General features: G+C 71.7%; 16 protein-coding genes and 1 tRNA gene. 6 read left to right on the top strand and 11 right to left on the bottom strand.

What is annotated here, in order from left to right; translation table 11 throughout:
- Positions 1-285: 285 nt before the first annotated feature.
- The 6 genes from GXW74_RS01480 to recG form a co-directional block, all read right to left on the bottom strand.
- On the bottom strand, positions 286-720 hold the full coding sequence (locus GXW74_RS01480; RefSeq protein ID WP_211844487.1) for an NUDIX hydrolase: 435 nt from the start codon (positions 718-720) through the stop codon (positions 286-288).
- Positions 717-1,787, bottom strand: a complete 1,071-nt coding sequence (locus GXW74_RS01475) for a DUF4340 domain-containing protein (RefSeq protein ID WP_211844486.1) — start codon at positions 1,785-1,787, stop codon at positions 717-719. The genes GXW74_RS01480 and GXW74_RS01475 overlap by 4 nt, the downstream gene beginning before the upstream one ends.
- A gap of 10 nt (positions 1,788-1,797) precedes the next feature.
- Positions 1,798-3,729 (bottom strand): GldG family protein, encoded by a 1,932-nt coding sequence (locus GXW74_RS01470; protein ID WP_246522713.1) that lies wholly within the window; start codon positions 3,727-3,729, stop codon positions 1,798-1,800.
- A 12-nt stretch (positions 3,730-3,741) separates the two neighbouring features.
- Complete coding sequence (locus GXW74_RS01465; RefSeq protein ID WP_246522712.1) at positions 3,742-4,470, bottom strand: ABC transporter permease; 729 nt, start codon at positions 4,468-4,470, stop codon at positions 3,742-3,744.
- On the bottom strand, positions 4,470-5,201 hold the full coding sequence (locus tag GXW74_RS01460; RefSeq protein WP_211844483.1) for an ABC transporter ATP-binding protein: 732 nt from the start codon (positions 5,199-5,201) through the stop codon (positions 4,470-4,472). The genes GXW74_RS01465 and GXW74_RS01460 overlap by 1 nt, the downstream gene beginning before the upstream one ends.
- 277 nt (positions 5,202-5,478) lie before the next feature.
- A complete protein-coding gene (gene recG, locus GXW74_RS01455; protein ID WP_211844482.1) occupies positions 5,479-7,599 on the bottom strand; it encodes an ATP-dependent DNA helicase RecG in 2,121 nt (706 codons plus the stop codon).
- Between the two features lie 37 nt (positions 7,600-7,636).
- Between recG and GXW74_RS01450 the strand changes: the two genes are divergently transcribed.
- The 4 genes from GXW74_RS01450 to GXW74_RS28555 all read left to right on the top strand — a co-directional run bounded on the left by GXW74_RS01450 (position 7,637) and on the right by GXW74_RS28555 (position 12,670).
- On the top strand, positions 7,637-7,936 hold the full coding sequence (locus tag GXW74_RS01450; RefSeq protein WP_211844481.1) for an FAD assembly factor SdhE: 300 nt from the start codon (positions 7,637-7,639) through the stop codon (positions 7,934-7,936).
- On the top strand, positions 7,891-11,379 hold the full coding sequence (gene mfd, locus GXW74_RS01445) for a transcription-repair coupling factor (protein WP_211844480.1): 3,489 nt from the start codon (positions 7,891-7,893) through the stop codon (positions 11,377-11,379). The genes GXW74_RS01450 and mfd overlap by 46 nt, the downstream gene beginning before the upstream one ends.
- 96 nt (positions 11,380-11,475) lie before the next feature.
- A complete protein-coding gene (locus GXW74_RS01440; protein ID WP_211844479.1) occupies positions 11,476-12,249 on the top strand; it encodes a hypothetical protein in 774 nt (257 codons plus the stop codon).
- A complete protein-coding gene (locus tag GXW74_RS28555; RefSeq protein ID WP_338148112.1) occupies positions 12,134-12,670 on the top strand; it encodes an ester cyclase in 537 nt (178 codons plus the stop codon). The genes GXW74_RS01440 and GXW74_RS28555 overlap by 116 nt, the downstream gene beginning before the upstream one ends.
- 174 nt (positions 12,671-12,844) lie before the next feature.
- On the opposite strand, the gene GXW74_RS01430 is transcribed toward GXW74_RS28555, so the two are convergent.
- The 4 genes from GXW74_RS01430 to GXW74_RS01415 form a co-directional block, all read right to left on the bottom strand.
- Positions 12,845-12,920 (bottom strand) — tRNA-Val (locus GXW74_RS01430).
- 61 nt (positions 12,921-12,981) lie between these two features.
- Entirely contained in the window at positions 12,982-13,641 is a 660-nt protein-coding gene (locus GXW74_RS01425; RefSeq protein WP_211844477.1) for a DsbA family oxidoreductase, read from the bottom strand.
- A 224-nt stretch (positions 13,642-13,865) separates the two neighbouring features.
- Positions 13,866-14,708: a GGDEF domain-containing protein gene (locus GXW74_RS01420; protein WP_211844476.1), complete on the bottom strand. Its 843-nt coding sequence runs from the start codon at positions 14,706-14,708 to the stop codon at positions 13,866-13,868.
- Between the two features lie 971 nt (positions 14,709-15,679).
- The gene (locus GXW74_RS01415; RefSeq protein WP_211844475.1) at positions 15,680-15,853 is read right to left on the bottom strand and encodes a hypothetical protein; all 174 of its coding nucleotides are present in this window, start codon (positions 15,851-15,853) and stop codon (positions 15,680-15,682) included.
- A gap of 564 nt (positions 15,854-16,417) precedes the next feature.
- On the opposite strand from GXW74_RS01415, the gene GXW74_RS01410 reads away from it, so the two are divergent.
- Entirely contained in the window at positions 16,418-16,702 is a 285-nt protein-coding gene (locus tag GXW74_RS01410; protein ID WP_211844474.1) for a GNAT family N-acetyltransferase, read from the top strand.
- A complete protein-coding gene (locus tag GXW74_RS01405; protein ID WP_211844473.1) occupies positions 16,702-17,328 on the top strand; it encodes an NAD(P)-dependent oxidoreductase in 627 nt (208 codons plus the stop codon). Before GXW74_RS01410 ends, GXW74_RS01405 begins: the two co-directional genes overlap by 1 nt.
- On the opposite strand, the gene GXW74_RS01400 is transcribed toward GXW74_RS01405, so the two are convergent.
- Positions 17,231-19,864 carry an autotransporter family protein gene (locus GXW74_RS01400; RefSeq protein WP_211844472.1) on the bottom strand — a complete coding sequence of 878 codons (2,634 nt, stop codon included), beginning with the start codon at positions 19,862-19,864 and terminating at the stop codon, positions 17,231-17,233. The two genes, GXW74_RS01405 and GXW74_RS01400, sit on opposite strands and share 98 nt — an antisense overlap.
- Positions 19,865-20,008: the final 144 nt, after the last annotated feature.

The following is a 20,008-nucleotide window of genomic DNA, read 5'->3' as shown; positions in this document are numbered from 1 at the left end:
AGAGCAGATCCCGATCAGGTAGAATCACCCAATCGGGCAAAGATGCTCGCCAAAACAATGGCTGGAGCGGTTGCCGTGAGCGAAGGCGAACGGAAACCGCTCCAGCCCTGAAGCCCCCGCTGGCGGCTTCGAGGAGACGCCGCAACCCGCGTCGTGCACGGGACCGGCTTCCGGGGCGCATTGCCGACCGGGGCGCGCGGCGTCGCGCGATGGTTTCCAAAGGCCCTTCGGCCTTTGGCGGGGTGGTTCGGTGGGGGGCAGGGCCCCTCTGCGCCCCCAGGCCCCCTACACGCCGAGCGCCTGCCGTGCCGCCGCGATCGCGCGGTGCGTCTCCGGCGTCAGCGCATAGCTGTCCAGTTCCGCCGGCAGCGCCCAGGCCACCTCGCTGACATCGTCGCCGGCGCGGGCCTCGCCGGCGATCCATTCCGCCGCGAAGTCGATGATCGTGTAGTGGTAGAGCGCGCGCCCCTCGGCATCGCGGGAGATCGCATCGACGACGATGGCGAGCGCCATGCGCCCGACCTCGATCCCCGCTTCCTCGTGCAACTCGCGCCGCGCCGCTTCCTCCGCCCGCTCCCCGACATGCTGCGCCCCGCCGGGCAGGGACCATTGGCCGAGACGCGGCGGCTTGCCGCGCCGGACCAGCAACACCTGCTCGCCCCGGAAGACGACGCAGCCGATGCCGACCCAGGGGCGGTCGGGGTATTCGCGCCCGGTCACTGCGGGCGCGGCGGCTCGGTGGGCGTCTCCGCGGTTCCGGCAGGTGCTTCGGGCGGCTCGGCCGGCGCTTCCTCCTGCCGCCGCAGGTCGGAGAGCAGCGGCACGAAGGACTTCTCCTTCCATTGGCCGACCTGGTAGGCCCAGCCGCGCCAGCGGGCATTGAGGCGCGCCGCCTCGTCGTCGCCCTCGGCGGCGAGGGCGATCCAGATCGCCTCGCCCTCCTTGCGCGGGCGGACCACGATGGCGAGGTTGTCCGTCAGTTCGAAGCGCGTCTCGCCAAGCGCCTCGCCGGGCATCTCGGCTTCGGGCTTCACGTCGAGGAAGGTGAGGAACTCGAAGGCGCGGCCGACCTCGTCGAGCGCGGTCTCCTCGGTGGGCGGCGCCTCGGCCGGCTCGGTCACCTGGAGCTTGCCGTCCGGGTCGGCGCTGCGGGCCAGCACCAGCGGCGGCTGGCCGGCACGGGCAATCGCGACGCGGCGGACGCGCTCGCGCGGCAGGTTGGCGATGTCGCGGTCGAGCCAGAGCTGCGGGTCGGCATCGACCGGGATGCGGCCTTCCGCGAGCCAGGCCTGGCTTTCGTCCGGGCGGCGCACATAGGCGCTTTCCGGCACGTTGCCCTGGGTGCGCACGCGGCGCCGGCCGATCACCAGTTCGGCGATCACGCCGCCCTGCGCATCCAGCACGCGGAGCAGGGTGGAAGTGGCGCCCTGGCGCGTCGGGTCTTCCAGCCCGAGCCGGTCCAGCATGTCCGGGTTCGCGGTGCGCTGTTCGGTCAGGCGCAGCTCGGTCAGGCCGGTGAGCAGCTCGCGCACCTTCTCCTGCCGCACCGGATATCCGCCCTTGGCGGGCAGAACCCAGGTCTCGCCGCGGCGGGCGATCTCGAGCGTGCCGTCATGGCGCGTGGCCACGATCCTCGCCGCGGCCTGCAGCCGCTGCGCGAGGCCGGGAAAGGCAAGCGCCGCGCCGGCGGGGGAGGGCGGAGGCGCCTCGGAAGGCTTCAGCAGCAGCGCGCCGCCGACCGCCACGACCGCGGCGCCGCTGAGCAGGAGAAGCGTGCGACGGTTCATGCCGCCCTCCTCAGGACCGCGCCGCGGCGCGCCGGCGCGACCGCGCCACGCCGAGGCCGATGGCGAAGACCGCGAGCAGCAGCGGCACGGCGGCGATGTTCAGCACCTTCAGCCAGGTCTCCATGCCCTCGATGTCCCGCCGCAGGTCGAGCTGCACGGCGCGGAGCTGCTGGCGGGTCTGAAGGATCTGCGCGCGTGCCGCGTCGATCTCGGCGCGCTGCTCCGGGGTGATGACGGCGCTGCCCTGGCCGCGCTCGCCGCCCTGGCCCTGGCGAAGCTCCCGCAGGCGGCGTTCGGTCTGCTGCAGGCGTTCGGTCAGCTCGCGCTCCGTCTGGCGGAAGCGCGCATCGGCGCCGCGGCGGATGTCGTCCACCACCGTGAAGGGGCGCAGGGATTCGCCGCGCGAGCGCAGCGAGATCAGCGCGTCCCCGCCCGAGAAGGTGTCCACGATGTTGGCCACCAGCGCGCCATTGTCGCTGAAGGGCGTGGCGACCTGCTGGCCGAAGAAGTCCTGCACGCGGACCCAGAAGCGGTCCTCCAGCACGTCGGCATCGGCGAAGACGACGAGGTTGGCCGCGCCCTCGCTGCGCGCGCGATGGGCGGGGAAGTCGGCCGGGCGCTCCGCACCCTCGGGTGCGGGGGGCGCGCCGTCGGGGAAGGCGGAAGCGAGCTCGCCACGGATGCGCGCCGCGATCACCCGCCGGTTCCCGTCGGGGCGGAACTCGGCGAGGATGCGGGCGGGGTCCGGGTTCTCCCGCACACGCCCGACATTGGCGAGCATGCTGCGGTCGCTGCTGGTGAGCAGCGGGACGAACTCGATGTTGGCGCCGTCCCGCTGGCGCACCGGGCCGGCCGAGGCGACGGTCACCTGGTTGAGCTGCGCCGTCGCGACCTCTGCAGGGTTGATGGAATCGCCCTGCATGTTGAACCAGGCGACGTAGTCCACCGCCTGCACGCGGTCGGTCGGGTTGGCGCGCACGCGCCAGGCGCCACGCAGGTCGAGCACCACCTGGTCGTGCGGCGTCTCGACACCCCAGGCGTTCAGCAGCCGGTCGAGGCTGGAGGACGCGTTGGCCGGCGGCTGCCCGCCCGGGCCGGGACGCATCGCCTGGCCTTCGGAATGCGGATCGACGAAGACGATCAGCTTGCCGCCGCGCATCACGAACTGGTCGATGGCGTATTGCGCCGCATCCGAGAGGTTCTGCGGGTGCACGACCATCAGCACCTGGACCTCGCCCGGGATGCGCTGGGTGTCGAGCGGCACGTCCTGCACGGTGAAGAACTGCCGCAGCGTCTGCATCACCGCATAGGGCTGCGCCTGCGGGCTGCCGCGCATCATCATCATCATGCGCGGGTCGCCGTTGAGCGGCAGGGAGGACATGACGCCGACGACCGGACGGCGCGGGTTGGACAGCTCGTAGACCAGCCGCGTCAGGTCGAATTCCAGGAAGCGCTCGCGCTCCGGCTGGAAGAAGGGGATGGTCCGCTCGTCATCGAGCAGGTTCACGCCGGCGAGGCCGAAATAGATCTGCTCGCCGGACTGGTCGACCGGCACGCCCTGGAGGCCGAGGGCCAGCGCGCGGTCCTCGGTCTCGCTGAAGGGCTCGGGGTCGAAGACCTCGAGCCGCACGCGGCCGCCGGAGATGGCGACGTATTCCTCGAGCATCGCGCGCACGCGCTCGGCATAGGAGCCGTAGGCGGGCACGGCGGAACCGAGACGGCGGGAATAGAACAGCCGCAGCGTGACCGGGTCCTGCAGGCCCTGCAGGACGGAACGCGTGCCTTCCGACAGGGTGTAGAGGTGCTGCTGCGTGAGATCCACGCGCGCGCGCGGCGCCAGGCGGTCCACCAGCATGTTGACGCCGACGGCGAGCGCGGCCGCCGCCAGCACGCCGAGCGCCGAGGACCACAGCCGGCGCGAGCCGGCGCGAGGGGAGGACATGCCGCTCATCGCTCAGTCCGCCTTCCGGTGGTCGATCACCACCGCGTTCACAAACAGGAAGAAGCCCATGAAGGAGAGGAAGAACACCACGTCCCGCAGCGCGATGACGCCGCGCGTCAGGCTGTTGAAGCGCTCGGTGATGGACAGGCCGCGCGCGACCTCCGCCAGCATGGGGATGCGCTGCGACAGGAACTCCGTCACCACCGGGCTGCCGGCGGCGGCGAACAGGAAGCACACGGCGACGGCGAGCACGAAGGCGATGACCTGGTTCTTCGTCATCGCCGACATCGCCGCGCCGACCGCGAGATAGGCCCCGGCGACCAGCAGGCAGCCGACATAGCCCGCAGCGATCACGCCGTTGTCGGGGTTGCCGAGGTAGTTGACCGTCAGGACCAGCGGGAAGGTCAGCAGCAGCGCGATGGCGCAGAAGGCCCAGGCGGCGAGGAACTTGCCCAGCACCGCCTGCCATTGCGGCAGCGGCAGGGTCAGCAGCAGCTCGATGGTGCCGAGCCGCCGTTCCTCGGCCCAGAGCCGCATGGTCAGCGCCGGCACCAGGAAGAGGAACAGCCAGGGCACGAAGGTGAAGAACGGCCCGAGATCGGCCTGCCCGCGCTGGAAGAAGCCGCCGAGGGTGAAGGTCAGCGCGCCCGCCATCATCAGGAAGATGACGATGAAGACATAGGCGACCGGGGTGGCGAAATAGCCCGCGAGCTCGCGGCGGGCGACGGTGAGGGCGGCCATCACGCGGCCTCCGGCGTCGGCATGGTGAGGTCGCGGAAGACCTGCTCCAGCGTCCGGCCCGGGGCCTCCAGCGCCTTGGGGGTGGAATCGGCCAGCACCTTGCCGCGGGCGATGATGATCGCGCGGGTGCAGACGGCGTCCACTTCCTCGAGGATATGGGTCGAGATCACGATCGCCTTCTCCGGCGCCATCTTGCGGATCAGTTCGCGGACCTCGTGCTTCTGGTTCGGATCGAGGCCGTCGGTCGGCTCGTCCAGCACCAGCACGGGCGGGTCGTGCAGCAGGGATTGCGCCAGGCCGACGCGGCGCTTGAAGCCCTTCGACAGCGTCTCGATCGGTTGCAGCCGCACGCCTTCGAGCTGCGTCAGGCCCATGGCATGCGCCACGCGGTCCGTCGCTTCGGAGCCGCGATAGCCGCGGATGCTGGCGACGAAGCCGAGGAAGGCCGTCACCGTCATCTCGGGATAGGTCGGCGCGCCTTCCGGCAGGTAGCCGAGGTGGCGCTTCGCCGCGACCGGCCGGTCCACCACGTCGTCGCCGCAGATGCGCGCGGTGCCGGAGGTCGGCGTCACGAAGCCGGCCAGCATCTTCATCGTCGTGGACTTGCCGGCGCCGTTGGGGCCGAGGAAGCCCACGACCTCCCCGCGATCGACCGCGAACGACACGTCGTCCACGGCCGTGAAGGCGCCGAAGCGCTTGGTCAGGCGCTCGATCTCGATCAACGCGGCCAATGCCGGTCTCCCCTGTGGTGCAGCAGTCCGGTCGGAAGCCATCTCGGGCGGCGGGCGATTTGACCCGTGCGGAGGCGGGATGCAACCCCCCGCGCGTGCGATCCGGGTTGCTGACGGTGCGCCGCCGGATCGATGATGTCCGCCCCCGGAGGAACCGCCATGCGCGCCACCATCCTGCGACTCGCGGTGCTCGGCATCCTCCTTGCCGCGGCCGGCTGCGGCGGCCGCTGCGGCATCTTCGACCGCGGCTATCCGCTCTGCGGCGTCTAGCCGGCGTCTAGCCGGCGTCGAGCGGCGCCATGCTGATGTCGTGGCCGAAGATCGCGAGCAGCAGCCGCGCTGCCTGGCCGCGGGGGCCCGTCAGCTCCGGATCCCGCTGCAGCAGCACCTCGGCGTCGTCATGGGCGATGTCGACCAGCCGGGCGTATTCCTCCGGGTCCTCCCGCGGGTCGAGCAGCCGCGCCCCCGGCAGCCCGGCCTGGCGCGCGCCGAGCGCATCGCCACCGCCGCGCGCGCGCAAATCCTCCTCGGCGATCTCGAAGCCGTCATCGGAGTCGCGCAGCACCAGCAACCGGCGCTTCTCGCCTTCCGTCAGCCCCGGCGAATGCACCAGCAGGCACGAGGAAGGCCGCGACCCGCGCCCGACCCGGCCGCGCAACTGGTGCAGGGCGGCGAGGCCGAAGCGCTCGGCCTGCTCGATCAGCATGATGGTCGCCTCGGGCACGTCCACGCCGACCTCGACGACGGTGGTGGCGACCAGGACCTTCGTCCGCCCGGCGGCGAAATCGGCGAGTGCCGCTTCCCGCACCGCGATGTCCTGCAAGCCGTGGGCGAGTCCGACCTGGCCCGGGAAGCGGGCGGAGAGATCCGCGAAGCGGTCCTCGGCGGCGACCGAATCGTCCCGCTCGGAGCCGGTGATCGCCCGCACCACCCAATAGGCGCGTTCCTCCCGCGCGATCGCCTCGCCGAGGCGCGCGACGATCTCCGGCAGGCGGTCCTGGCTGACGACGCGGGTGGTGATCGGCTGGCGGCCCGGCGGCTTCCCGGCGAGGCGGCTGACCGCCATCTCCCCCCATTGCGTCAGCAGCAGGGTGCGGGGGATGGGGGTCGCGGTCATGACCAGCATGTCCACCGCCTCGCCCTTCTCGGCGAGCATCAGGCGCTGGGCCACGCCGAAGCGGTGCTGCTCGTCCACCACCGCGAGGCCGAGGTCGCGGAAGGCGACACCCTCCTGGAACAGCGCATGGGTGCCGAGCACCAGCGGGATCGTGCCGTCCGAAAGCCCCTTCAGCACGCGCCGGCGTTCCGCGCCCTTCACATGGCCGGTCAGCAGGGCCACCGGCACGCCGGCGGCCTCGCAGAGCGGCCGGAAGGTCCGCAGATGCTGCCGCGCCAGCAGCTCGGTCGGTGCCATCAGCGCCGCCTGGGCGCCGGCTTCCGCCGCGCGCAGCATGGCCATGGCGGCGACCAGCGTCTTGCCGGCGCCGACATCGCCCTGCAGCAGGCGCAGCATGCGGTGGGGGGCGGCGAGGTCGGCATCGATCTCGGCGATCGCCTGGCGCTGCGCCTCGGTCGGGCGGTGGCCGAAGGCGGCGAGGGCCCTGGCGCGCAGGGCGCCGTCGCCGGTCAGGCTTCGTCCGGGCCGCACCCGCGACCGCCGCCGCACCAGGCCCAGCGCCACCTGGCCGGAGAGCAACTCGTCATAGGCCAGCCGGCGGCGCGGGGCCTCGCCCGGATCGGCCTCCGGCGCCTGGATGCTGCGCAGGGCAGGGGCGAAGCCGGGCCATTTCTCCCGCCGCAGCAGGGGTGCGTCCTGCCATTCCGGCAGGTCGGGCAGCAGGGCCAGCGCGGCGCCCATCGCCCGCGTCACCTGCGGCAGGGTCAGCTTGCCGGTCAGCGGCCAGACCGGCTGGATCAGCGGAATGCCGTCCTCCCGCAAGGAAACCTGCGGGTTGACCACCACCCATTCCTCGCCTTCCTCCCGCAGCGTGCCGGCGAACCAGCGTGTCGTGCCCACCGGCAGGGCCTTTTCCGCCCAGGCCTTCTGCCAGTTCATCAGGAAGGCGGTCAGCGGCTCGCCGCCCGCCTCGCAGCGGACGCGGACATAGGGCCGGCCCTGCGCCGACCGCGCCGCCTTGTGGGAGGAGACGAGGACCGGGATCAGTGCCTCGCTGTCCGGCAGCGCCTGGGACGGGCGCTCGATCCGACGGCGCACCAGGTAGCGTTCCGGCAGGTGCAGCAGCAGGTCGAGCACCCGCGCGCCACCCGCGACCTTGGCGAGCAGCCTGGCCTCGGCCTCCTTCACGCCGCGCAGCCCGGCGAGCGGCGCCAGCAGCGGCGCCAGCGCATCCGGGACCTGCGGCGATGTCTCCTCTGCGCGGGCTGACACGATTCCCATCGGCCTCTATATGCCAGCCTTGACCGATCGCGCCGACATGACAGACACCCAGGATCTCGACCCGCGCCGCCGCCGCCTCGTCTTCCGAGCGCTGCACCGCGGCACCAAGGAAGCCGACCTGATGATCGGCGGCTTCGTCGCCCGCAACGTGGCGGGCTTCTCCGACGCCGAGCTCGATGAGATCGAGGCGGTGCTGGAACATTGGGACGTGGACCTGGCCGACTGGCTCTCGGGGCGCCGGCCGATCCCGCCCGAGGCGGATACCCCGATGCTGCGCCGCATGGCGGCGGAATGCGGCCGCAGTGGCGCCGGCGTGCCGCCGGGGGCGGAACGGTGAGGGCGGTTCCGGTCCACGGCGCCCCCGAAGGCTTCGACGCCCTTCTCCTGTGCCGCCGCCGGGCGGAGACCGACGCCCCGGTGGTCCATGTCTGCCGCGACGACGCGCGCATGGCCCGCATGGCCGAGGCGATCGGCTTCTTCGCCCCCGAGGTCGAGGTGCTGCGCTTCCCGGCCTGGGACTGCCTGCCCTACGACCGCGTCTCCCCCAACCCCGAGATCGTCGCCGAGCGCGTCGCGACCCTGACGCGGCTGCTCGAGACGCCGACGCGTCCGCGCATCCTGCTGACCACGGTCAATGCGCTGGCGCAGAAGGTGCCGCCGCCGGCCACCTTCCAGGGGGCCACGCTGCACCTGAAGAAGGGCGGCCGGGTGGAACCGGAGGCGCTGACCACATTCCTGGAAGCCAATGGCTACCACCGCACGGGCACGGTGATGGAGCACGGCGAATACGCCGTGCGCGGCGGCATCGTGGACCTCTATCCGGCCGGCGAGCCCGACCCGGTCCGGCTCGACCTGTTCGGCGACGAGATCGAGGACATGCGCCGCTTCGACACGGCGACGCAGCGCAGCGGCAAGGTGGTGCCCGAACTGCGCCTGCGCCCGGTCGGCGAGGTGTTTCTCGACGAGGCCTCGCGCGCCCGCTTCCGTTCCGCCTATCGCGAGCTGTTCGGCGCCGCGGCGGCGGAGGACCCGCTCTACGTCTCGGTCAGCGCCGGCCGGAAGCATCCGGGCATGGAGCACTGGGCCGGCCTGTTCCACGAGAGCATGGCGACGCTGCTGGATTATGTCCCGGGCGCCTCGGTCAGCCTCGACCACCAGGCGGAGGATGTCGCGGCCGCCCGATTCGAGATGGTGGCCGACCATTACCAGGCGCGCCGCGTGCCGGTGCGCGTCGCGGAAGGGGAGGTGCCCTATCGCCCCGCGCCGCCGGCGACCCTGCATCTCGACCGCGAGGACTGGGAGGAGATGCTCTCGGCCGGGCCGGTGCTGCAATTCTCGCCCTTCACCAAGGCTGACGGCGCGGAGGGCATCGAGGCCGGCGGCCGGCCCGGGCCGCTGCTGACGGATGCGCGCACGGCCGGCGAGAACGTCTTCGCCGCCTACGCCGTGCTCGTGGCGGGGCAGGTGAAGGCCGGGCGGCGGCCGCTGCTCGCCGCCTGGACCAAGGGCTCGCGCGAGCGCATGGCCAACCTGCTGCGGGAGAACGGCGTCGCCGCCGCCCCGGCCGAGGACTGGAAATCCGCCCGCAAGCTTCCGGATGGCGTGGTCGCCCTGGTGGTCATGGGCCTCGAGCGCGGCTTCGTCGCCGAGGGCGTCGCGGTCACCGCCGAGCAGGACCTGCTCGGCGAGCGTATCGCCCGCCCGCCGCGCCGTCGCCGGCGCGCCGACCAGTTCATCGCCGACGCCACCGAGATCGCGGAGGGCGATCTGGTCGTCCACCAGGATCACGGCATCGGGCGCTACGAGGGCCTGACCACCATCGAGGTCAGCGGTGCGCCGCATGACTGCCTGCGGCTGACCTATGACGGCGGCGACCGGCTCTTCGTGCCGGTCGAGAACATCGAGATCCTGTCGCGCTTCGGCACCGAGACGGCGGGCGTCGCGCTCGACAAGCTCGGCGGCGTCTCCTGGCAGAACCGCAAGGCCAAGGCCAAGTCGCGCATACGCGACATGGCGGGCGAACTGATCCGCACCGCCGCCCTGCGCCGGATGAAGGACGGCACGCTGGCCACCCCGCCGGAAGGGCTGTGGGACGAGTTCTGCGCCCGCTTCCCCTTCGCCGAGACCGAGGACCAGGCCCGCGCCATCGCCGATGTGCTGGAGGACCTGTCCGCCGGCCGCCCGATGGACCGGCTGATCTGCGGCGATGTCGGCTTCGGCAAGACCGAGGTCGCGCTGCGCGCCGCCTTCGTCGCGGCGATGAGCGGATCCCAGGTCGCCGTGGTGGTGCCGACGACGCTGCTCGCGCGCCAGCATGCGCGCACCTTCGCCGCGCGCTTCCAGGGCTTCCCGGTCCGCATCGCGCAACTCTCCCGCATGGTCACCGCGAAGGAGGCCGCCGAGGTCCGCGCGGGCCTCAAGGACGGGTCCGTCAACATCGTCGTCGGCACCCATGCGCTGCTGGCGAAGGGCATCGAGTTCGACAATCTCGGCCTCGTCATCGTCGATGAGGAGCAGCATTTCGGCGTCAAGCACAAGGAGGCGCTGAAGTCGCTCAAGGCCGACGTCCATGTGCTGACGCTGACCGCCACGCCCATCCCGCGCACGCTGCAACTCGCGCTGACCGGCGTGCGGGAGATGAGCGTGATCGCGACGCCGCCGGTCGATCGCCTTGCGGTCCGCACCTTCATCATGCCCTGGGACCCGGTGGTGCTGCGCGAGGCGATCCAGCGCGAGCGCTTCCGCGGCGGCCAGGTCTTCTGCGTGGTGCCGCGCATCGAGGACATGGCGAAGGTCGCCGAGCGACTCGCCGAGATCGTGCCGGAGGCTCGCGTCGTGCAGGCGCATGGCCGCGTCAGCCCGACCGAGCTCGAACGCATCATGACCGAGTTCGGCGACGGCAAGCACGACGTGCTGCTGGCGACGAACATCGTCGAGAGCGGGCTCGACATGCCGGCGGTGAACACGCTGCTGATCCATCGCGCGGACATGTTCGGCCTCGCACAGCTCTACCAGCTTCGCGGCCGCGTCGGGCGCGGCAAGCTGCGCGGCTATGCCTACCTGACCTGGCCGCAGTCGCACCGGCTGTCCGCCGCCGCCGAGAAGCGGCTGGAAGTGATGCAGACGCTGGACAATCTCGGCGCGGGCTTCACCCTCGCCTCGCACGACCTCGACATCCGCGGCGCCGGCAACCTGCTCGGCGAGGAGCAATCCGGCCAGATCCGCGAGGTCGGCATCGAGCTGTATCAGCAGATGCTCGAGGAAGCGGTCGCCGACATCAAGGCGGGGCAAGGGAAGGGCGGCGCGGAATCGGAGCGTGACTGGACGCCGCAGATCAACCTCGGGTTGCCGGTGCTCATTCCGGACAATTATGTCGCCGACCTGCCGGTGCGCCTCGGACTCTACCGCCGCATCGGCGCGCTCGCCACGGATGGCGAGAACGATGCCATGGCGGCGGAACTGGTCGACCGCTTCGGGCCGCTGCCGGGCGAGGTCGAGAACCTGCTCCAGGTGGTCGCCATCAAGCGGCTGTGCCGGGAAGCGGGGGTGGAGAAGCTCGATGCCGGCCCGAAGGGTGTGGTGCTGTCCTTCCGCGGCAATCGCTTCGCCAACCCCGGCGGGCTCGTCGCCTGGGTGACGTCGCAGAAGGGGGCGGTGAAGCTCCGCCCCGACCACAAGCTGGCCCTGCTGCGCGACATGGACCTGGCCCAGCGGGTGAAGGCCGCGCGCGACCTGCTGGCCGCCCTGGCGCGCGTCGCGCGGCAGGCCCGCGCCGCCTGACGGCGCGCGGGGGTTTGCGCCGACCGTTTCGGGAGCAGTTGCCAGCGGAGTGGCTGGGCCCTAAGCGGGACCTCTTTCCGACCGAGGTGCGTGCGCATGTCCTTCGCATTCCGCCCGGCGGTCCGCCTGGCTTCCCTGGCGGCCGCCGCAGTCCTGCTCGTTGCCGGTGGCCCGCCGCCCGAACGGCGCGCCGTGCCGCGCGAGCAGGTGCTGCCGGCGCAGCCCGTCCCGGAACCCGCGCCGGTGCCGGGTCCGGGACCGGCGGCGCCGGTCGCGGCGACCGTCGCAGCGCCCGATCTGTCGGGGCTTTCCCCTGCCGACCGTGCGCGCGCCCTGGCCGATGCGCGGCGCTGGGCGGGCACGCTCTTCGTCGGCTCCTCGGTGGCGGATGGAAAGCTGCGCGACCTGATGGTCGCGCCCTGGTCGGGGTCCTGGGGCGACGACACCCTGGCGGGCGGCGCCGTCTCCTACCGGGTCGGGCGCTTCTGGCGCTTCTTCATGGTCGACCTGGAGGCCGGCGGCGCCTACCGCTTCGGCGACACCGAAGGCGGCGAGTTCTGGGCCGCGGTCTATCTGCGCTACGATGGCTTCCCCTGGACGGATTACGTCTACACGACCTTCGGCCTGTCGATGGGCCCGGACTACGTGACCCGGCTGCCGCGCGTCGAACGCGGCACCGACCTGCGGCCCGAGGAGAACCAGTCGCGCTGGCTGAACTTCTTCTCGCCGGAGCTCACCTTCGCGCTGCCCGAGCATCCGCAATACGAAGTCGCCTTCCGCTACATGCATCGCAGCGGCATCTTCGGCACCTACAACGGCGTGTACGAAGGCGCGAACTCCTTCGTGCTCGGCCTCCGCTACCGGTTCTGAGCATGACGCGCGACGCCGCCCTGGCGCTGGTGCGGCGCCTGCACGCGGCCTGGAGCAGCGGGGACACCGCGGCGATCCCGTAGATCCACGCCGCGGACTTCGCCGCCCGCATGCCGAAGGGCTGGGCGAGCCGCCCGGCCATCGCGACGGGCACGCCGCCGCCATGGCGCGCATCCGCGCGGCCTTCCCCGATTGGCGGGAGGAGATCGAGGAGGTGGTGTTCGAAGCCGACCGCATCGTCGTGCGCTACGTCTCGACGGGCACGCAGGACGGGCCCTTCCTCGATCGTCCGCCGAGCGGGGCCAAGGTGCGCGTCGACGGGATCTCGATCTTCCGCATCGCTGACGGCCGCATTGCCGAGCAATGGTGCCTGATCGACGATCTCGCCTTCTTCCAGCAGATCAGGCAGGGCGCCGGCTGACGGCAGCGCCGGCAAGGCACAGCGCAGTCGGCAGGATCGCGCGGGCGGCCAGGGCACCGGCACCGGGCCGGGAGCGTGCACGGGTGGCGAGCAGCCGCCGCAGGCAGGCTGCTGGATGTGCGAGGGTGAAGAGGGAGCGCAGGTCCCGCGCCCGCCATCCAGGGGCGTGGAAAATGGTGGGCGCACGTGGGATCGAACCACGGACCTCCTGCGTGTCAAGCAGGCGCTCATACCACTGAGCTATGCGCCCCCCGTCCCGGCGGGGCCGCCTCCTTAGACGCGGTGGGCGTGACGCGCAAGGCCCCGCATGTTCATTCCTCGACCAGGGCGACGTCGATCAGCCGCTCGAGCACCTCAGGTTCCTGCGCGCCGGCGATGGCGTGGCGGCCCGCAATGACGAAGCAGGGCACGCCGTTGATGCCGAGGCGGTGGGCGCGGAGGTTTTCCGAATGCACCGCGTCCGCCTCCGCCCCCGAATCGAGGAAGCGGTGTACGGCGGCGACATCCAGTCCGAGGCGCGCGGCCAGCCGCGTCAGCGTGTCGGTGTGGCCGAGGTCGGCGCCCTCGGCGAAATGCGCGTGGAAGAGCGTGTCTACCATCGCCTGCGCCAGCCCCTCCCGTGCCGCGAAGCGCACCAGCCGGTGGGCGTCGAGGCTCGAGGGCATGCGCAGGATGCGTTCGAAGCGGAAGGGCACGCCCTCGACGCGACCGAGCTCGGTGATCGTCGCATGCAGGCGCCGCGCGCGCTCCTCCCCGCCGAATTTGCGCGTGAGGAAATCCTGCCGCGGCAGGCCGCTCGCGGGGATGTCGGGGTTCAGCAGGAAGGGTCGCCAGACGATCTCGGCCAGGATGTCGGGCCGTGCCCGCAGCGCCCGCCGCAGGCGGCGCGTGCCGAGGTAGCACCAGGGACAGACGAGGTCGAAGACGACCTCGATCTGTAGCCGGGCGCGCGGTGGGGCGAGGAGGTTCACGCAGCCGATACTAGAGCAGATCCGGTCGGGGTGGAATCACCGGGCTCGGGGAAGATGCGCGCAAAAACAAGACGCTAGAGAGGTCTCGCCCGCCCCCTGGGGGGGCGGTCCGGCCCCGGTTGAGCGGGCATCTTCACCCGTCAGGGCAATTCGAACCGGACGGGATCTGCTCCAGGCAGCCGGCCGGGTTGCCGGACGAGGCCACCGGCGCCGGCCGCGGCCGCTCATGCAAGAGCCGCGGAGCGCGGCGGCGGCGGATCGGCCGTCATCACGGAGTCCCCGCCTGATGCGCGGGCGGCCGCCAGGGCGCTCTCGCTGCCCGCGAAGGCCTCATCCAGGGCCGCCGAGACGGGCCCGCCGCCGACCAGGGCGACGCCGACGCTCACCGTCAGGATCCGCCCATCCATCGCGGGATGGGGCAGCCTGGCGGAGGCCTCCTCCCGCAGCCTGGCCGCGAGCGCGCCGGCCGCCTCGGCCGATGCGCCCGGCAGCAGCGCGCCCAGCACCTCCCCGCGGACATGGCCGGGCAGGTCGCCGGCCCGCATGGCCTGGCGGAAGACCGTGGCGAAGTCGCGCAGCAGGTCCGCCGCGACGGCGGGGCCGCGCGCGGCTTCGATTTCCGCCGTCCCGTCGAGCGCGGCGGTGATGACCGAGCACGGCACGGCCTCCCGCCGGCAGCGCGCCACGGCGGGCATGACCTGGTGCAGCAGGGCAGGCCGGTTGGGCAACCCCGTGTCCGGGTTGATGGGCGCGGTCGCGGCCGCGGAGCGGCGCGCCGCCTCCTGCCGCCGCATGCTGCCCAGCAGCGCGAGGAGCAGCACCGGCAGCGTCGCATCGGGGAGCAGTTGGAGCCAGTCGCTCCAGTCCGCCGGCGCCGTGCCGGCCAGCGCGACCAAGGTCCGCAGCGCCACGATGATGGTCGCGACGCCGCCGAGCAGGCAGAGCCCGAAGCGCCGCCGGTCATGGCGCCATTTCGAGCCGGCGCGGAGGGTGACCGCGGCGACAGCCAGGGCCGTCGTCAGGATGATCAGGCGGAGTAGGAGCAGAAGCGCGGCAATCAGACTCACGGTCGTGTCACGTCCCCAGCAATGTTGTCGGCGCAGGCCAGCATGTCCGCGATGCGGCGGCATCGGTCCCGGAAGCCCCGATCAGCGGTCGCATGGCGCCGCCGGTCGAATGTAGCCGGCGCATGCAATCCTTCCAGCGGCGTTGCGTCGCGGTCCCCTCGCTGGCCTTCCAGCCGTGGGTCAGGGCCGGACGGGTCGACGACAAGGCGCGGGGCCGGATCGCCGGGCCGTCCGCAGCGTCGCAGTGGGTGTCGGATCGCCGGTCCATGCCGCCGGGCGTCGCAGCGTCCTGGACGGCGGCAGCATTGCGGGCACTGGCCCCGGTGTCGATGAACTCAGTTCGATCAGGCGCAGACGCGCGCCGGCGTCGCCGAAGGCGCCGTTGTTCGCCGGGGCGCGGACAGCCGGGACGAGGTCACCGAATCGGCCCTCCACCGCAGCGCCGGACGGGGTGCCGGCATCGTCGCGGGGGCCGAAGCTGCGGGCTCGTCAATCGAGCTTTCCGTGCAGCCGCATCCGCCGATGCCGGTGGGGGCGCCTCACGGGACCAGCGCGTCGTCGCTGCCGCGCCGCCCGGCCGATTGCACCACCGCAGCCTGGCCGCGCGCGACCCGCTCGGCCGCGGGTTCATGACTGAGACACAGGCGCGCGGCGGGGGGTGCTCGCGATGCGACGACGGCGAAGGTGCCTGCTGGCTGCGATATCACGCCGGCCCTTTCGCCGCCGCGGTGAAGGCGCCGTCCGAACAGTGCTCGGGCAAGGTGAGCCGCAGGTGCAGACCTCGCGGATCGGCCCGGAGGCTGAGGCCGGATATGATCCCCCGTGCCATCGCCTGGCGCTGCGCGGCATTGGCGCGCGGGGTCTCGCCGAGGTGGCCCTCCGTGCGTCGGCACTCTGCAGGAACCCGCCCGAAGGGGGCGGCCTTGCCGGCGGGTCGCGGGCCGTTGAGCCCGGAGTGCGCGATCCCTGACCTAGCGGTTGTCGATGCGATGCAGCAGCGCGACGACGGCGTGGAGGTGCTGCAGGGCCTCGCGGCTGGCGTCATCGGAGGTATCGGCATAGATCCGCACGGCCGCCCGCACCGAAATCGCCGACTGCTGCGAGTCATCGCCAAGGGCTTTGATGATGGTGCCGACAGCGCCCACGATTGGCCTCCTGCGTCCAGGGATTCAGTTAGCCAAGCTCTTCGATTCTGACGCGTGAATAGCGCGTCAAAATGGATCGAGTTTACCCGGCCGGGTGCTTCAACATCCCGCGGATCCGGCCTGGTGGGCAGCGCCCGGCGAAGACTGCCCCGGCCCCGTAGAAGCGGCCCGCCGGTGATGCAGCCCGGCGGCAGCAAGGAGAGATTTGGGATGGTGCGCAGGAAGGCGCGCACGCAGGAGCACATCGCGGCGAAGCCGCGGCGGGCGGACGTGCTGGCTGGCCAGGAAAGGACGGTGGCCGAAGCGGTGCGGTCGATCGCGGTGACGGGGCGGACCTGCCATGCTCGCGGCGGAGTTCGGTGGGCCGGAGCTGGACCAGGTGAAGCGGCTGAAGGAGCCGGAGCGGGAGGACGCGCGGTTGGTCCTTGCCGGCCCCGACCCGACTGTCTGCGCCCGATTGTGGCGGAAACGGCCGATCGAATTCCCGGTCGGGCAGTCCGTACCGGATCTCGAAGCGCAGCCGCACCTCCTTTCGCATGCAACACGACAATCAGGGGGCATGACATGCTGATCCGCAACGAAGCCGCCAATGACATCCCGGCGATCAGCCGGCTTGTCACGGAAGCCCTCCTGACGCGTGCGCAATCCACCGGAACCGAGGCGGGCATCGTTGAGAAGCTGTGCGCAGAGGGCGCTCTCGCCCTCTCGCTCGTGGCCGAGGAAGAGGGCGAGGTGATTGGCTATCTGGCTGCCTCGGCGGCGCGGATCGGGACGCAGGACGGCTGGGCTCTGATCGGCCCGCTTGTCGTTTTGCCGTCGAGGCAGCGCAAGGTATCGGCACTGCCCTGATGGCAGAGGCCCTCCGCCGACCGCAGGCGACCGCGGCCGCACCCAGCCTGCGCGTCACCGCGCGGCACGGCGCCGGCGTGGACGGCATCGACCTCACCGCCGCCGAGGCACGCGGCCTCGCGGTGACGCGTGCCGCCGGCGCCAATGCGCGCGCCATCGCGGAACACGCCTTCGCGCTGATGATGCCGCTGCTCAAGGATCTTCCCGCGGTCGGCGCCGCCATGGCCGGCGGCGCGTGGGAGAAGACGACGCGCATCGCCCGCGACGCCGAGGGCACGACGCTCGGCATCCTCGGCTATGGCGCGATTGGCGCGCGGCTCTCGGGGTGGTGGAGTTCACTGCCGTCGAGGCGCACTCTCAACCAGCGCGCGTTTCACCTCGATTTGCGCTGCTTCGCACGGGTGCCGCCGTCCGCGGCGTGGTTTCCGGAGATCGGGAGCGCGACGAAGGGCGTCGTGGCCGTGGCAAGCGCCCGACTGCATCCGTTCCGCCGGCGCCGGCGCGTCGCCCGGGCCCGCCTACGGCGGGCTAGAAGGTCACGCGTAACCCGCCACCCACGCCCCATTCGGTTCCGTTCGAGTTCAACTGTCCGCCGGCAGTGGCGAACAAAGCGACGTTGGATGTGAACTCCCCGACCACGCCGAGCCGCCCGATCAGGTTCTCCCGCCCGCGGTTCTGCCCGAACACCGTCCAGGATCCGGCCTCGGGCACCGCGGCGAAGGACGCGTTCACGCGATGGTCCTCCTTCTCCCCCGCCAACCAGTCGTGTTCGTAGCGCAGCACCGCGAAGGGCCGCACCATGCGGCCCTCGACGGTGAACTCGGTCGACGCCCGCACGCCGATGCCGGTGACGAAGGAATTGGCGTCCGTGCCGTTGACGCGCAGGTTCAGCGAGCCCGCGCCGGTCTCGGTGAACCCCTCCTGCCAGTACTGGGTGAAGGCGAGCAGCACTTCCGGCTCGAGGCGGAAGCCCCCGAGATCCGCGCGGTAGCGCAGCGCCACCGCCGCGTTCACGCCATCGGCGCCGAAGTTGGAGCGCGCCTGCCGCGCGATGCTGCCGACCGCGATGTCACGCTCGCCATCCACGTCGAAGCGCGTGTAGCCGACCAGGCCGACCGCCTGCCACGGGCCGACGCCGTAGCTGCCGTAGACGCCGGCGAACAGCGCATCGCCGGTCAGCCGGCGGGAGGCGAAGTCGAAGTTGCGCATCCGCTGTTCGCCATAGCCGACCGTGAAGCCGACCACCGCATCGGGCTGCACCCGCATCTCGACGCCGCCCTGGATACCCCCCAGCGTGTAGTCGAAGCCCGCGAGATCGCCTTCCCCGTCCAGGCTTGCGCTGACGTAGTAGGCATCGGCCCAGGCGCAGTACCGCCCGCGCATCTCGCCGCCACGGCCCTCGCAGCTGCCCGCCGCGTCGAAGGCGGCGTAGCGGAAGCGGTCGAGCTGCTCGAGCCCGACCGTGGTGAACGACGCATAGACCTCGCCCGTCATCGAATGCAGCGCATTCGTCGCCTGCGCGGCGGTCGGGATGCGAAGCAGTTCCGTCAGGACGGTGTCGAAATCCGAATTGCGCTGAGGCACCCCGGCATTGGCCGGCGGCGCGACCGACGGCGGCGTGGTCGCCACCGCGGCGGTATAGGTGTCGAGGGCCGTGGCCTGCGACGTCACGTTCCGCACGTTGTTGGTGACCGTGGGGATCGCGAAGGGAAGCTGCGTCGCGACCAGGTCGACCTGCGTCGCGGTGTAGACCGGCGTGAAGTCGAAGAAGGTGAGGTTGTCGGCGACGGCGATGTAGGTGTTCTGCACCGCGCTGGCCTGAAGGATGGTGAAGGTCTGGCCATTCGTCGGGAGCGCGGCGCCGAGCGAGGTGACCTGGAGCCCGCCGGCCAAGACCGCGACTGCGGAGACGTTGATGCGGTCGGCGGCCGAGGTGGCCGGGTTGACCTCGATCTCGGTGACCGCCTGGGTTCCATACAACAGGCGCCCCGCGACCGACAGGGTGCCGATCCCGCCATCCCCGGGGGCCAGCGTGCCGCCGACGACGGCTGCGGGCAGGGTTCCGGTGCCACGAAGCGTAGTACCGGAGCCGGCGAGCAACTGCGCGCCGGCGCTAATATCGCCGTTCACGATCAGGGTGCCGTTATTGCCGACGACGTAGGCCCCGCTGAACGGGCTGGTGCCCGTAAGCCTGTAGGTGCCGGTCTGGAAGATGACCTGCTCTGCCGTCGTGCCCGTACCGCCTTCGAAGGTGCCGCCGAAGGTGCCGCCGGGACCGTCGATGATCAGCCCGAAACGGGGGTGCGTGCCGATCAGGACGCGGCCATCGCCCGCGAGGCTGCCGATCGTGAAGCTCGGAGCCGTCATCAGGCTCAGATCGAATTGCCCCGCCCCCCGCACGGTCACCGCGGCCGTGCCGCCCGTGGCATTCTGGGCCACGCGCAGCATGTTGTTGGGGCCGTCCTCGATGGTGATGCGCGCGGCGCCAAGGCTGGCGTTGCCCGCCACCACGGACGGGCGGGTCGTGCCGTTGAGCGCGATGATGTTGATCGTCGCATCTCCCAACGTGGCGTTATCCCGAGCGACCAACTCGCCAAACAGCGTGAGACGCTCGGCAGAGGCATTGCCGCGCAGGCTCAGGGTCACATTGACGAGTCCCGCCGTGCCGCCTCGGGCATTGTCCTGGAGATCGATTTCGCGCCGCAGCCCAGTGTTGGTGCCGCTGGCGATGCGCACCGACCCGAGGCTCGCCTGGCCCTCCGCCACGATCAGGCCGGCCGCGAGGTCGAAGCTGGCCTGGCCCGAAAGGTCGGTGATGCCGGCGCCGTTCAGCCTGAGCGTGCCGTCCGAGGTGGGTGGGCCCAGCGTCCCGAGGGTGACGACGTAGGCCCCGGCGCCAGCCGCGAAACGTATCTCGCCCAGTCTGAGGGGGGTCAACGCGACGATGGTGGGGACGACGGGTAACGCACCGGCGAAGGTCGCGGTGCCTGTCGGGACCGCGCCGGTCGACCAGTTCGCGGCATCCAGCATCGAGGTGCCGGGGCCGGTCCAGGTCGCATCCTGCGCCGCTGCGAGCATGGGCAGCGCGACCAGCGCCGAACTGGCGAGGACCAGCCGGCGCAACCCCGACCACCACGGCTCGCGGCGTCCCACGCGGTTCATGCAATCCCCCTACACAACTTCGTGCCCTCGCGCCGCGCTTCGGCCCAACCGATGCACGACATAGAGGGCGCGCCACGGTGGTCCGTCGCCGTCGTCGATCAACCTATCGGCGGGAATCGCGGCGCGCGATCCGTTTCGCGATCC

The sequence above is a fragment of the Neoroseomonas eburnea genome, assembly GCF_018129005.1.
GTDB classification, from domain to species: domain Bacteria; phylum Pseudomonadota; class Alphaproteobacteria; order Acetobacterales; family Acetobacteraceae; genus Neoroseomonas; species Neoroseomonas eburnea.
Note: the sequence above shows the minus strand (reverse complement) of the source record. Positions and strands in the feature narration are given on the sequence as shown.